The 13,321-nt window shown below is 63.7% G+C and carries 12 protein-coding genes; 1 reads left to right on the top strand and 11 read right to left on the bottom strand.

Going from position 1 to position 13,321, the window contains the following annotated elements; genetic code table 11:
• Nucleotide 1: 1 nt before the first annotated feature.
• Nucleotides 2–1,012: an inorganic phosphate transporter gene (locus tag KQH55_RS05215; RefSeq protein WP_076785000.1), complete on the top strand. Its 1,011-nt coding sequence runs from the start codon at nucleotides 2–4 to the stop codon at nucleotides 1,010–1,012.
• Nucleotides 1,013–1,192: 180 nt separating this feature from the next.
• On the opposite strand, the gene KQH55_RS05220 is transcribed toward KQH55_RS05215, so the two are convergent.
• The 11 genes from KQH55_RS05220 to KQH55_RS05270 form a co-directional block, all read right to left on the bottom strand.
• Entirely contained in the window at nucleotides 1,193–2,254 is a 1,062-nt protein-coding gene (locus KQH55_RS05220) for a C40 family peptidase (RefSeq protein WP_235090329.1), read from the bottom strand.
• A gap of 332 nt (nucleotides 2,255–2,586) precedes the next feature.
• Nucleotides 2,587–4,467, bottom strand: a complete 1,881-nt coding sequence (locus KQH55_RS05225; protein ID WP_076794923.1) for a PhoH family protein — start codon at nucleotides 4,465–4,467, stop codon at nucleotides 2,587–2,589.
• Nucleotides 4,468–4,728: 261 nt separating this feature from the next.
• On the bottom strand, nucleotides 4,729–5,193 hold the full coding sequence (locus tag KQH55_RS05230) for a peroxiredoxin (RefSeq protein WP_076784997.1): 465 nt from the start codon (nucleotides 5,191–5,193) through the stop codon (nucleotides 4,729–4,731).
• Nucleotides 5,194–5,269: 76 nt separating this feature from the next.
• On the bottom strand, nucleotides 5,270–6,166 hold the full coding sequence (locus tag KQH55_RS05235; protein ID WP_076794925.1) for a polysaccharide deacetylase family protein: 897 nt from the start codon (nucleotides 6,164–6,166) through the stop codon (nucleotides 5,270–5,272).
• Nucleotides 6,167–6,184: 18 nt separating this feature from the next.
• Nucleotides 6,185–7,225 (bottom strand): bifunctional UDP-4-keto-pentose/UDP-xylose synthase, encoded by a 1,041-nt coding sequence (locus KQH55_RS05240; protein WP_076784995.1) that lies wholly within the window; start codon nucleotides 7,223–7,225, stop codon nucleotides 6,185–6,187.
• Nucleotides 7,222–8,175, bottom strand: a complete 954-nt coding sequence (locus KQH55_RS05245) for a formyltransferase (protein WP_076794928.1) — start codon at nucleotides 8,173–8,175, stop codon at nucleotides 7,222–7,224. The genes KQH55_RS05240 and KQH55_RS05245 overlap by 4 nt, the downstream gene beginning before the upstream one ends.
• The gene (locus tag KQH55_RS05250) at nucleotides 8,172–9,227 is read right to left on the bottom strand and encodes a glycosyltransferase (protein ID WP_235090330.1); all 1,056 of its coding nucleotides are present in this window, start codon (nucleotides 9,225–9,227) and stop codon (nucleotides 8,172–8,174) included. Before KQH55_RS05250 ends, KQH55_RS05245 begins: the two co-directional genes overlap by 4 nt.
• Nucleotides 9,224–10,372: a DegT/DnrJ/EryC1/StrS aminotransferase family protein gene (locus KQH55_RS05255; protein ID WP_076784992.1), complete on the bottom strand. Its 1,149-nt coding sequence runs from the start codon at nucleotides 10,370–10,372 to the stop codon at nucleotides 9,224–9,226. The genes KQH55_RS05250 and KQH55_RS05255 overlap by 4 nt, the downstream gene beginning before the upstream one ends.
• Nucleotides 10,373–10,411: 39 nt before the next feature.
• Entirely contained in the window at nucleotides 10,412–10,783 is a 372-nt protein-coding gene (locus KQH55_RS05260) for an SMR family transporter (RefSeq protein ID WP_076794933.1), read from the bottom strand.
• 11 nt (nucleotides 10,784–10,794) lie between these two features.
• Nucleotides 10,795–12,561 (bottom strand): glycosyltransferase family 39 protein, encoded by a 1,767-nt coding sequence (locus KQH55_RS05265; RefSeq protein WP_235090383.1) that lies wholly within the window; start codon nucleotides 12,559–12,561, stop codon nucleotides 10,795–10,797.
• A 132-nt stretch (nucleotides 12,562–12,693) separates the two neighbouring features.
• Nucleotides 12,694–13,083 carry an Mth938-like domain-containing protein gene (locus KQH55_RS05270; protein WP_076784990.1) on the bottom strand — a complete coding sequence of 130 codons (390 nt, stop codon included), beginning with the start codon at nucleotides 13,081–13,083 and terminating at the stop codon, nucleotides 12,694–12,696.
• Nucleotides 13,084–13,321: the final 238 nt, after the last annotated feature.

Here is a 13,321-nt window from a genome sequence, read left to right on the forward strand (position 1 = left end):
GATGCATTCGATCCAACTTGCTCTATGGGCGGTCGCGCTGTTGGTTGCCGTCGCGCTGATATTCGATTTCATGAACGGCTTCCACGACGCGGCAAACTCGATCGCGACCGTGGTGTCCACCGGTGTGCTCAAGCCGCACCAGGCCGTGGCGTTCGCAGCCGGCTTCAACGTCGTCGCGTACTTCATTTTTCATCTGAAGGTGGCGGCCACGGTCGGCAAGGGCACAATCGACCCCGGCATCATCGATCACTACGTGGTGTTCGGCGCACTGGTCGGGGCGATTGGCTGGAACATCGTGACTTGGTATTACGGGATCCCGTCGAGTTCGTCGCATGCGCTGATCGGCGGCTTGGTCGGCTCGGCGTTGGCCAAGTCGGGGTGGGATGCGCTGAACGTGGACGGACTGGCGAAGACGATCGCCTTTATTTTTGTGTCGCCGTTGCTCGGCTTTGTGCTCGGGTCGCTGTTCATGCTGCTCGTGTCGTGGTTCTTCTTCCGCACGCCGCCAAGCCGCGTCGATCGGAGTTTCCGTCGGCTGCAACTCGTGTCCGCGTCGCTGTACAGCTTGGGGCACGGAGGCAACGACGCGCAGAAAACGATCGGCATCATTTGGATGCTGCTGATCGCGACTGGCTACGCGTCGGTGAGCGCCGACGCGCCGCCGACATGGGTGATCGCCGGCTGCTACGTGTCAATGGGCCTGGGCACGTTGTTTGGCGGCTGGCGGATCGTGCGCACGATGGGGCAGCGCATCACGCGGCTCAAGCCGGTCGGTGGCTTCTGCGCGGAGACCGGTGGTGCGATTACGCTGTTCATGGCGTCGTGGCTCGGTATTCCGGTCTCGACGACGCACACGATTACCGGCGCGATCGTCGGCGTCGGGGCGACGCAGAAACTGTCGGCCGTACGCTGGGGGGTCGCCGGCAATATCGTATGGGCCTGGATCCTGACGATTCCGGCATCCGCCGCGCTCTCTGCTGCCGGCTGGTGGCTCGGTCAGCGGCTGCTGTAGGCGCGCTCAGGTCACCACCGCGCTGCCGCCATCCATCAGGACGAGCGCGCCGGTCACGTAACTGGCGCGTGCACGGGCCAAGCAACAGCGCAACGTCGGCGATTTCGTCCGGCCTCGCGCAGTGGCCCAGTGCAAGCCGTGGCTAGCTGCGCGAGCCGTGCTGATCGGGTGGTTTAGCGCTCAGAAGTTGCCGTGGGCGAAACGGGCGATGGGATCGTTGGCCGCCGCTGCCTGCGCTGGCGTGGCCATCGGCGTATCGGCCCCGTAGTCCTGGCTGCTCGCAGCCGGCGCGGCGCTCGCCGTCGCGCCGGCAGGATCGGGGGTGGCCGACATGACCGGCGCGGCGATCCAGGAAGCCGCTTGGCTGCGCGCGGTCGCAGCAGTCGGCGGGGGCGGTTCGAACGCATCGAACGATGTATCGTCGGTGGCCGCCATCGCTCCGATCGGGTCCGGCTCGACGGCACCAACGCCGCGCGCCTGCGTGCGTGCGAAGGATACCGACGATGGCTTGAACGCATCCGGGCCGCTCGCGGTTTTGCCTGCGGCATAAGCCATTCCGTGCCGCGTATCCGCACCGGCTGTGCGCGAGCTTCCGGCATCGATTGTTGCCTTGGTGCCAGGGGCTCCGGCGGTACCAGTGGTGGTCGTGTTGGCTGTGATAGCCATGGCGCCCACAGTGGCAGCCGCCACCCGGTTGGACATCGCGCTGCTCGTGCCGGCCGGCGGTGTCGGTGGTGCTGACGCCGCCAGCAGCGTCGGTGCGTCAAATGGCCTCTTCGGCGCGTTGCGTACCGGGGCGACACGGCGAATACCGTCGAATCGCTTCGCCCAGTACGGATTCGTCACGTAGTCGATGCGTACCGTGCCACCGGTCGACGGCGCGTTGACAAAGCGCATGTTTCCCACGTAGATGCCGACGTGCGAATGCGGCCGGCCGGACGTGTTGAAGAAGACCAGGTCGCCGGGCGCGATTTCGTTCGGCTGGATCGGGCGCCCACGTTGGCTCATTTCGGCCGTAGTTCGCGGCAACTCGACCGCCGCCGAACGCGCCAACACGTAGCGTACTAGCCCACTGCAGTCGAAGCCGCTGCTTGGTGTGTTGCCTCCCCAGCGATACCGCACGCCGACTAGGCTCATCGCCTGGATCGACACTTCCTCCTGGCCGACGCTGTGATCCACGAAGCCGAGCCCAGACGATGGGCGCGTGCGGTAGCCACCCGCCGGCGCTTCATCTCCGCGCATGACTGGCTGCTGCACGCTGGAGCAAGCGGCAAGCAGTACGGCGATGGAGCAGGGTGCGAGTGCAATCCAGGTAAGGCGCATGAAAAAGCGGGCGGGCGACCAGGCGCCCGCCTTCCGGCGGGGCAATGCCCGAATCATAGCCGCCGCACTGGGTCTGGCCAATACACTTAAGAAAGGACTTTAAGTTTGTGGGGGAATCACGTCGCCTGGATGATACGCGTTTCGTATCGACGACCGGCATAGCATCCTAAAAAAAGCGCCGGATCACTAGATCCGGCGCCGGAAGTTGACGTCGGTTGGCGGAGGGAATCACCGCGTCGTTCTTTACAACACTACAGCACGTCCGACGCGTAGTCTGCCAAGCGTGACCGTTCGCCACGCGCCAGCGTGACGTGGCCGCCGTGAGTCCACCCCTTGAAGCGATCGACCACGTAGGTCAGGCCCGAACTGCCTTCTGTCAAGTACGGCGTGTCGATTTGCGCGATGTTGCCCAGGCAAATCATCTTCGTGCCAGGGCCAGCCCGCGTGACCAACGTCTTCATTTGTTTCGGCGTCAGATTCTGCGCTTCATCGATGATCACGTACTTATCGACAAAGGTGCGTCCGCGCATGAAGTTCATGCTCTTGACCTTGAGCCGCGAACGGATCAGTTCCTGTGTGGCGGCGCGCCCCCATTCACCGGCCGTGTCGTCGGTTTTTTGCAACACTTCAAGGTTGTCGTCGAACGCGCCCATCCAAGGCTGCATCTTTTCCTCCTCGGTGCCGGGCAGAAACCCGATGTCCTCGCCTACCGGCACAGTCGCGCGCGTGACGATGATCTCGTTGTAGCGCTTCTCATCGAGCACCTGCGCTAGGCCCGCGGCCAATGCCATCAACGTTTTGCCGGTACCGGCCTGGCCGAGCAGCGTGACGAAATCGACCTCCGGGTTCATCAGCAGGTTCAGCGCGAAGTTCTGCTCGCGGTTGCGCGCCGTGATGCCCCATACGTTGTTCTTGTGGTGCCCGTAGTCGCGCAGCGTCTGCAGCAACGCGGTCTTGCCGTTGATTTCTCGCACCACCGCATGGAATGCCGGCTCGCCGTTATGGGGCTCGAGATAAACGAACTCGTTGATCAGCAGTGACGCACACAGCGGTCCGGTGACCCGGTAGTACGTGGTGCCGGTCTTGGTATCCTGCCAGCTCTCCATGCCCTTGCCGTGCCGCGTCCAGAAATCCTGCGGTAGCGCACGCACGCCCGAGTAGAGCAGATCCTTGTCTTCGAGGACCTGGTCATTGAAATAGTCCTCGGCCGGCAAGCCGAGCGCATGCGCCTTAATGCGCATGTTGATGTCCTTGGACACCAGCACGACTTGCCGCTCCGACATCTGCGCTTGCAGCGCCCGCACAACGCCCAGAATCTGGTTATCCGCTTTGCCTTGCGGGAGCCCGACCACCGGTTCAATATCGGTGAGTTCGGTCTGGAAGAACAGGCGCCCGGCCGCTTCCCGGTTGCCCAGCCGCGACAGCGCAATGCCGGTGATCATCGCGTCGCCGGCGTCGGCCACCAGCGCGTCCAGCGTGCGGCTGACCTGTCGGGCATTGCGCGCGACCTCTGACATCCCTTTCTTATGGTTGTCGAGTTCCTCGAGCGTGATCATCGGCAGGTAGACATCGTGTTCCTCGAAGCGGAACACGCAACTCGGATCGTGCATCAGCACGTTCGTGTCGAGGACGAAAAGCTTGCGTGTCGTGTCGGCGGCGCGCGCACTGGCCCGTCGCCGCGTGCCGCGTGTGCCCGGCGCGGCGGAAAGTGTGGGTGGTGTGACGCGTTCCGGTGCGGGTGTCTCGCGCAACGCGACGGGCGCCGGCGCGGCCGCGTCGCGGGCCACCTCGGCCGGGATCGTGTCGGGGACGGGGCGTGACGGCTGAAGCAGCGCCGCAGTCTGCTTCGACTTACGCTTGCGCGTGGTGGGCGTCTCGCGTACCACTTCCTCGTCCGGCAACGCTGCACGCAATGCTGCATTGTCCGCTTCGAGCGATGTCAGGGCCGGCAGTGGCTCGCGCACGGCGGCGCCGAATGCGACACCGTCATCCCGGCTTGCGTAAGCGTCGTCATGGTCGTGCCCGGTGGCGGGCGAGCGCTTGCGGGCGCCCTTGGCCGTCTTCACCTTGGCCTTGTATTCGTCGGGTGAAAGCAGATTTCCGAGTTTGCTCGGCGCGGTAGGCAAAGGCATGGTTTCCTCTGACGGAATCAGTTCAACGATGCACGCCACTCGGGGCGCCGACGCAGCGGCGCCCCGAGTAGCGTGCGCCAGTGTCAGTCATATGTAATGAGTGCCGGTTCGCCTAGGTCGGTGTGACTCCAAAGAAAAAAGCCGTACCCCCTTGGACGGGGAGCACGGCGGTAAGGTAGGGAGTTAGCCTTCATTGCGGCCCACTATAACCTGCGTCAAACGCTCACGTCAAAGGGCACATGTCGCGCTGCATCCACTGCGTCACAGCGCTTGCACGGCGGCTAGCACCTCATCGACATGGTTGGGCACCTTCACGCCGCGCCACTCGCGGCGCAATACACGCTGCGCATCGAGCAGGAAAGTCGAGCGCTCGATGCCGCGTACTGGCTTACCGTACATCTTTTTCATTTTGACGACATCGAATAGCTGACACACAGTCTCGTCGGCATCGGACACCAGCACGAAAGGCAATTCGAGCTTGCGCTGGAAGTTCTCATGCGAGCGTACGCTGTCGCGCGAGATGCCGACGATCTCGGCACCCGCCTGCTTAAAGGCTGGGTACGCGTCACGGAACGCCAGGCTCTCGGTGGTGCAGCCTGGTGTGTTGTCCTTCGGATAGAAATAGAGAACGACCTTGTTGCCCCTAAGCGCGGACAGCGTAAATTCGCCACCCGTCGCTGAGGCGGTGAAATCGGGAACGGTGTGGTCGATCGCAATGCTTGGCACGGATTTCTCCTGTTATTATGATCAGCGGCAGCGAAGCAGGACCGATGCGGACCGACGCTCGCGCCGCGCCATTGTTTCAATCGGGCTGAATGATCAACTCGCCGGCGCGGCCCGGCACCTCGCCCCACGCGACAGGGTACGATGGCAGCGAGTCCAGGTCCAGCGTCGCGTAATAGTCGGCCATCGACACCAGTGCATGCCCCTGCGCGCGCCAGCCCGCCAGCAGGCGTTCGAGCACGGGGGCAAGCTTCTGTCCTTCCAGTTCTGCGTGTAGCGTAAAGACGTGGTCAACGCCGTCGTGCCGCGTCAGCGACAACAGATAATCGGCGACGTTGTCCACGCTTAACCCGTCCAGCCCGAGCACTTCGTCCAATGTCGGCAGGGTGGTTGGCAGCTGCACATGCGCAAGCGGCATGCCGTTGACCGTCGGCCGGTACGGGCCGTGGCCGCGCCCGTCGGATGCATACCGGATGCCCCACGCGTCGAGCTGATGAAATGCATGGTCGTTCATCTGCCAGCCTGCCGCGCCATGGGTACGCGGCATCTCACCAAATACCTCAACAAAGCGCGCGTGGCTTTTCGCCATTTGCGCGATCGTCCATGCGCGCTCACGCGTGCGCACGTTATCCTGCCAATATACGTGATCCCAGGTATGAATGCCCACCTCGAAGCCGGCATCGCGTGTGGCGCGCATCTGCGCCGCCGCGCGCGCGCCGATGTCCGGGCCAGGCAGCAACACGCCGTAGGCGAGCGTTTTAATGCCGTAGTGCTCGAGCACCGACGTGCGCGACACCTTGCGCAGGAACCCCGGCCGGAATACCCGGCGCAATGCCCAACCCGTGTGGTCGGGGCCTAGGCTAAACAGGAACGTCGCGCCAGCGCCGGCGTGCCGGAGCATCCGCACGAGGTTCGGCACGCCTTCACGGGTGCCGCGCAGCGTGTCGACGTCGATCTTCAGTACGATGCGGGCCATTGCCGCCAACCCGCGCCGTCAGTCGACCAGCGCGCGGGCTTCGGCGACCTGCGAGCGGTATGCCTCGAAGATCTTGCGCAGCGCGTCGTCCATCGACAGCGTTGGCGCCCAAGCCAGATCCTGCTTCGTATTGTCGATCTTCGGCACGCGGTTTTGCACGTCCTGGTAGCCGGTGCCGTAATAGGCGCTCGACGAGGTTTCTACCAGCTTCACCTGTTGTGCAGACTGCGCATATTCGGGGTACTCTGCCGCCAGCGCCAGCATTTTGTCGGCTAGATCGCGCACCGAGAAATTGTTGTGTGGATTGCCGATATTATAGATTTTGCCGGTCGCGATGCCGGCCGGATTCTCGATAATCCGCACCAGCGCTGAGATGCCGTCGTCGATGTCGGTGAACGCGCGTTTTTGCGCGCCGCCGTCGACCAGGCTAATGTTCTCGCCCCGCACGATATGGCCGAGGAACTGCGTGACCACGCGCGATGATCCCTCCTTCGGCGTGTGGATCGTGTCCAGTCCCGGGCCGATCCAGTTGAATGGGCGAAACAGCGTGAAATTCAGGCCCTCCATGCCGTAGCCCCAAATCACGCGGTCCATCAACTGCTTCGAGCATGCGTAGATCCAGCGCGGCTTGTTGATCGGGCCGTAGATCAACGGCGAGGCTTCTGGGTCGAACTCGCCATCGGTGCACATGCCGTACACCTCGGAAGTGGACGGAAAGACCAGATGCTTGCCGTATTTGACCGCTGAGCGCACAATCGGCATGTTGGCCTCAAAATCAAGCTCGAACACGCGCAGCGGCTGCTTTACATAGGTGGCTGGCGTGGCGATCGCGACCAACGGCAGGATCACGTCACACTTGCGGATGTGATACTCGACCCATTCCTTGTTGATCGTGATGTCGCCTTCGAAGAAGTGCATTCGCGGATGTTGCGTCAGACCGCCCAGACGATCCTTCTGCATGTCCATCCCATAGACTTCCCAATCGGTGGTTTCGAGGATGCGCTTGGACAGGTGATGGCCGATGAAGCCGTTGATGCCGAGGATCAGGACTTTTTTCATGAATGCGATGAGGATTGAGTAAGGCGCAGGAACGTTGCCGCGTCGATGACGCGCTCGTCGTGTGTGGGATCGGAGGCGTCGCCAACATGGCGCAGTTCCCGGATCGCCAGCGCGCGGCCATCGCCGCACACGCCAAATAGCGCATTATCGCAAACCTGCAAGCCTGGCAGCAATGTTGCGGTGCTGGCCGCGTTATGACGCGCGAGCCGGGCCGCAGCGACGATAAAGCGCTCGCCGCTGACGTCGGTGAATGCGCCCGGATACGGCGGTGCGACCGCGCGCACCAGGTTGTAGACCTGTTGTGCGGGCAGGCTCCAGTCAATGCGGCCATCCTCGGGCCTGCGCCCACCAAAATAGCTGCCCGCGGCCAGATCGTTCGGCAGCCGCGGTGCGTCGCCGGCCAGCAGGGCCGGTAGCACCCGCCACAATGTTTGCTCGGCGGCCACCGTCACCTTATCGAACACCTGGCTCGCGGTATCGTCCGGCAGGATCGGCACTGGCGTCTGCGCGACGATCGCCCCGGCGTCCGGCTTGACCGTCATCTCGTGCAGCGTGGCGCCTGTTTCGGTCTCACCGTTGAGCACGGCCCAGTTGGTCGGCACGCGGCCACGGTACTTCGGTAGCAGCGAGCCGTGCAGGTTGAATGCGCCGCGCGGCGCCAGCGCGAGCAGGCTGTCCGGCAGCATGTGTCGGTAGTAGAACGAGAACAGGAAATCCGGCTGCACTGCGCGCACGGCCTCGGCTAGCTCTGGCGCGTGTGGATCGGCGGGCGTGATTGCCGGTAGTCCGTAGTCGGCTGCGACCGCCGCCACGCTTTCGAACCAGATGCGCTCTTGTGGATTGTCTTGGTGCGTGACGACGAGCGCGACGTCCACGCCGCGCGCGAGCAGCACGCGCAGGCAGCGCGCGCCAACATTGTGATACGCGAAGACGACGGCGCGCGCGTTCATTGGCCGCGCTCCACCGTACCATCTGCGTCGCACTTCACCGTGCCATCTGCGTGCTCGCCGCGCGCGACGTGCTGCACCGGGGGAGCCGGCGCGCGGTCATGCGTTGGTGCATCGCTGTCGCGCTGCTGCAGCACCGCCTGCACCAAATAGCGTGGCCGCGCGCGCACTTGCTGGTAGATCCGGCCGATGTATTCACCGAGCAGGCCGAGCGCGAAAATGATCACGCCGAGCAAGAAGAACGTGATCGCGAACAGCGTGAACACGCCCTGAACTTCCGCGCCAATGATGAAGCGCCGCACCAGCAGCAGCAGGAACAGCGCCGCGGAGCCGCTGGACAGGATCACGCCGACGAACGACAGCCATTGCAGCGGCACCACCGAGAAGCCGGTGACCAAGTCGAAGTTCAACCGGATCAAGCTGTACAGCGAATACTTCGATTCGCCGGCGAAACGCTCCTCGTGCGCTACCTCGATCTCGACCGGGTTTTGCGCGAACGTGTAGGCGAGCGCCGGGATGAACGTGTTGATCTCGCCGCACAGGTTGATCGTGTCGATGATGCGGCGGCTGTACGCGCGCAGCATGCAACCTTGGTCGGCCATCCGGATCCGCGTGATGCGCTCGCGCAACCGGTTCATTGCGGCCGACGCCTTGCGGCGGAACAGGCTGTCGCGCCGCTGCAGCCGGACCGTGCCGACGTAATCGTGGCCCTCGCGCATTTTGGCCACCAGCTTGCCGATTTCCTCCGGTGGATTCTGCAAGTCCGCATCGAGTGTGATCACGATGTCGCCGCGCGTTTGCTCGAACCCGGCGAGGATGGCCATGTGTTGCCCGTAGTTACCGTTGAGCAGCACGACACGGGTGGTGTCTGGGCGTGTGTGGTACTGCTCGGCCAGCATCACGGCCGAGCGATCACGACTGCCATCGTTGATGAAAATCACTTCGTAGGTCAAGTCCAGCGCGTCCAGCGCCGGATAGAGCCGTGCAAACAGTGCGGCCAGGCCCGCCTCCTCGTTGTAGACGGGGATTACGACGGACAGTTCAGGTTTATTCATTGTTGATGACGGTGAATAATCTCGTTGACGGCTTGCACGACGCGCGACACGTCAGCCATTGTCATTTGCGGAAACAGCGGCAACGTGACGATCGCCCGCCCAACGCGCTCCGCGTGTGGGAACATGCCTGGGCCGAAGCCTCGTTCCCGGTACAGCTTAAATAGGTGGATCGGCGGATAGTGCACGCCAGTGCCGATACCGCGCTCCTTCATCTGCGCCATGAAATCGGCGCGCTCGATCGTAAGCCGCTCCAATGGCAGCACGATCTGAAACATGTGCCAATTTGAGTTCGTGAAGTCTGCGGGCGGCAACTCCACGCCGGCGGCCATGGCCGCGCCGCCGGCGAAATGCTCAAAATACGCGCGCGCCAGCGCGCGGCGCTGCGCGGTGATTTCGTCCAGGCGGGCCAGCGAGCCCAACCCGACACGCGCAGCGACATCAGTCAGATTGTACTTGCCGCCGAGCACGTCGCATTCCATTCCGTCAAAGCCGGTGCGCGTGATGCCCTGCAGCCGATACTTTTCGGCGAGCCGTGCTTCGTCATCGTGGTTCATCACCAGCGCACCGCCCTCGATCGATGTGATGTTCTTGTTCGCATGGAAGCTGAATGACACGAAGTCGCCGCACGTGCCGACGCGCCGGCCGTTCCAGCTTGAGCCGAGTGCCTGTGCGGCGTCCTCGACCACGCGCAACCGGTGCGTGCGCGCGATCGCATGGAGCCGCTCCAGGTCCATCGGCATCCCGGCCAAATACACTGGGATGATCGCGCGCGTGCGCGGCGTGATGGCGGCCTCGAGCTTGTCCAGATCCAGGTTTCGGGTGATCGGGTCGATGTCGGCGAATATCGGGGTCGCGCCCACCTCGCAGATCACGTTGCTGGTGGACACCCATGACAGCGGCGTGGTGATCACTTCGTCGCCGGTCCCGATGCCGGCGATGCGCAGTGCGATTTCCATCGTGCAGGTGCCCGAATTGAAGGTTCGCACCGGCCGGCCGCAGTACTTGGACAGCGCTGCTTCGAAACGGGCGTTTTGCGGGCCGGTCGTGATCCAGCCGCTGCGCAGCACGTCGACGACGCCGGCAATCGTCTCCTCATCGACGTGCGGCCGCACGAACGGCAAAAAGGGCAAGGAGGTTTCGCTCATGGTATGTATGATCTAGTTCTCTCAGGAGGCTGGATGGGCTCAACCGCGCGCCAGCACGACCACGCCGAACAGAATGATACCGATGCCGACGAGGCGCTGTGCCGACATGACCTCGCCGAACAGGTACCAGGCCGCTACCGCATTGACCGCGTAGCCGAGCGACAACATCGGGTAGGCGATCGACACGTCTACGCGCGACAGCCCGAGGATCCAGACGACGACGCTGACGACATAGCATGCCAACCCGCCAATGATCGGCCACTGCGTGACTAGTCGCACGCTGATCGGCACGATGTTTGCCGCCGAGAATTCAAAATGACCGACCGCATTCACCCCGGCCTTGAGCAACAGCTGCGCGCACGTGTTGAGCAGCACGCCGGAAAGAATGCACGCAAGGGAAATCGGATTCATCTAGGCTCGGCTTACGGTTGAGGTTTGGCGACGACGACGCGCCGCGTGTCGCGCGCAATCACCTGCATTGGCACGCCGGCGTTGGCCAGTTGCCCGTACAGCGATGGCGGCAACAACGCCAGTGCGGGTCCGGGCTCATGCCACCGGGCGCGCCACTGGTCAATTGTCGGAATCCACTTGCTCGGCTCGATCGTTGCACCGAACCATAGCTCATCCGCGTGCTGGACCATGATGGTCGTGTGGCGGACATAGAACGGCAGCGTATGGTCGAGCATGTCCACCGAGTAGAACGGCGTGTCGGCCGGCAGCTTCGCCAGCTCTGCCCGGACCGCCGGTGCGAGCAGGGCGCCGCTGCTTTGTCGTCCGAACACCTCGTGGCCATTGCCGCCGATGGCGCCGAGCAGGAACCAGCCGATGCCGAACACAACGATGCTCGTTGCCGTTGCCGTTGCCGTTGGCGCGGCATGCGGTGCGGCGCCGGGCGGCAGCGCGCGCCGCCGCACGAGCCAGCTGGCAAGCAGCGTCAGCACGAGGCCGACGCCGATGGCGATCTCAACCCAGACGATGAATTCGCGATACAGCGCGTTCGGCGTCTTCGCGTCGCCCTGTCCGATCAGCGCGAAGTACGCCGCCACGGCCGCTATGGCCAGGAGCGCTGCGTAGCCGAGCAGGTGCCGCTGCCATTGCGCGCGCGTGATCCCCGGCAGGTACAGGCCGATCACCAGGGCCAGCGCCGGCGCCACGGGCAGCGTGTACGAGATCAGCTTCGAATGCGACGCGCTAAAGAACAAGAAGATGAACGCGGACCACACCAGCAGCAGTGTGACTGGCGCGAAGCCGTTCTGCTGGCGCGGCATCCGCCAACCCTGGCGCACGCTCTGTGCGGCGATCGAGACCCAAGGCAGGAAGCCCGCAAGCAGCACGCCAGCGAAATAATAGAATGGCCCGGGCCGGTTTTGCGCGGGTGTCAGGTAGCGCTCGAACTGCTGGACGATGAAAAAATAATGGAAGAACTCTGGATTGTTGCGTTGCACGAGCACGAACCATGGCAGCACGATCCCGGCAAAGACTAGTGCGCCGCTGATCAGGTAGAGCCGTTTCCACACCGCCCAGTCACGCGCCACCATGGTGTAGATCACCAGCGCCGCGCCCGGCAGGATCAACCCAACCAGTCCCTTGGACAGGACCGCCAGCGCCATTGACGCCCAGCACAGCCACATCCAGCCACGTCGTGCGCGGGCCGGCAGGTGCGCGCGTTGGGCCAGCAGTAGCGAGCACAGCGTCAGTGCCATCCAAAACGCCAGGCCTGTGTCTAGCACGTTGAAGTGGCCCATCAGATTCCAGTACGGCGACGCGGCCAGCACCAGTGCCGCCATCAGCCCGGCAGCCGGATTGAACACGCGCGCGCCGGTGTAGCCCACCAGCAGGATGCCGGCAAAACCGCATAGCGCCGTATAGAGCCGCGCCTGCCACTCGCCCAGGCCGAACCAGGCGAACGTGATGGCGTTGAACCAGGTTTGCAGCGGCGGCTTCTCGAAATACTTATACCCGTTGTAGCGCGGGGTGATCCAGTCGCCGGTGACGAGCATCTCGCGCGCCATTTCCGCGTAGCGTCCCTCGTCGCTTGGGATCAGGTGGCGCCAGTTCAATTGCAGGAACCATACGAGCGCGAACAGCAGCATGAGCGGCAGCAGGGCCGCTGGCGACAGCGGCAACGCGCGCGACGGCGTGTTGCTGGAGGCGCTGGGCGGGACGGTCGATGGCGCCGTCGGCCGCATCGGGTCGAGCAAATCTTGCATCAGCTATCCGTTTTTCAGAGAGTATGGAGTCGTAGTAGACGCGCGCATGGGCACGCCCGCTTGTCATGGACCGTGGTGCGGGTTAACGGGCCGCCGCATGGTGGCTCGCGCTCATGGTTTTTCGATCAGCAGCACGAGCGCGACCTTGCGGCCCTCGGCCATCAGAATGTTATAGGTGCGGCACGCGGCCTGGAAATCCATCGCCTCAATACCGATGCGCCGGCGCGACAGCGCCACGGTCAGCCGCGGGTGCACGAAGCGCAGCCGTGCGCCGGTCCCGAAAATCACGACCTCGACACCGGATTCGCCGGCGGACTCAACCAGTGAGTCAAAATGCTCGGGCGTGAGTGCATCGAACGAGGACACTGGCCACGGCGCGACCGGCGCCTGCGGGAAGACCAGAATGCTGTGCTCGTAGCGTTGCAGATTGACGTCGACATAGTCAGCGCCATAACCGGTTACGGTATTCAGGGCGTCGGCAGAATCCTGGTGTAATTTCAATGCAACGTTCCATGTGCGCCCGCCGTATGCGGCAGGCGAGACGGTTGGTGCGAGTTATGGGACAATGGCAACGACTCGCGCAGGCCCGGCGAGTTCCGCGCGCGGCACGTGCGGCCGCCACGGGCGAGTCACCCGCGATCTTTTGATGCATTGCGGAACTACGCCAGAATCCGCTAAATTATACCCTTTGTGTCCGTTAAGCCCGCTAGATCGCGCGAGCGGCGCCGCGCCAGCGGGC

This window comes from Mycetohabitans sp. B3, assembly GCF_021498065.1.
Taxonomy (GTDB): domain Bacteria; phylum Pseudomonadota; class Gammaproteobacteria; order Burkholderiales; family Burkholderiaceae; genus Mycetohabitans.

What these genes read in the sequence shown, in the direction of transcription:
- KQH55_RS05215 (WP_076785000.1), top strand. Translation starts at nt 2, where the DNA reads ATGCATTCGATCCAACTTGCTCTATGGGCGGTCGCGCTGTTGGTTGCC.
- KQH55_RS05220 (WP_235090329.1), bottom strand. Translation starts at nt 2,254, where the DNA reads ATGCGCGGAGATGAAGCGCCGGCGGGTGGCTACCGCACGCGCCCATCG.
- KQH55_RS05225 (WP_076794923.1), bottom strand. Translation starts at nt 4,467, where the DNA reads ATGCCTTTGCCTACCGCGCCGAGCAAACTCGGAAATCTGCTTTCACCC.
- KQH55_RS05235 (WP_076794925.1), bottom strand. Translation starts at nt 6,166, where the DNA reads ATGGCCCGCATCGTACTGAAGATCGACGTCGACACGCTGCGCGGCACC.
- KQH55_RS05240 (WP_076784995.1), bottom strand. Translation starts at nt 7,225, where the DNA reads ATGAAAAAAGTCCTGATCCTCGGCATCAACGGCTTCATCGGCCATCAC.
- KQH55_RS05245 (WP_076794928.1), bottom strand. Translation starts at nt 8,175, where the DNA reads ATGAACGCGCGCGCCGTCGTCTTCGCGTATCACAATGTTGGCGCGCGC.
- KQH55_RS05250 (WP_235090330.1), bottom strand. Translation starts at nt 9,227, where the DNA reads ATGAATAAACCTGAACTGTCCGTCGTAATCCCCGTCTACAACGAGGAG.
- KQH55_RS05255 (WP_076784992.1), bottom strand. Translation starts at nt 10,372, where the DNA reads ATGAGCGAAACCTCCTTGCCCTTTTTGCCGTTCGTGCGGCCGCACGTC.
- KQH55_RS05260 (WP_076794933.1), bottom strand. Translation starts at nt 10,783, where the DNA reads ATGAATCCGATTTCCCTTGCGTGCATTCTTTCCGGCGTGCTGCTCAAC.
- KQH55_RS05265 (WP_235090383.1), bottom strand. Translation starts at nt 12,561, where the DNA reads ATGCGGCCGACGGCGCCATCGACCGTCCCGCCCAGCGCCTCCAGCAAC.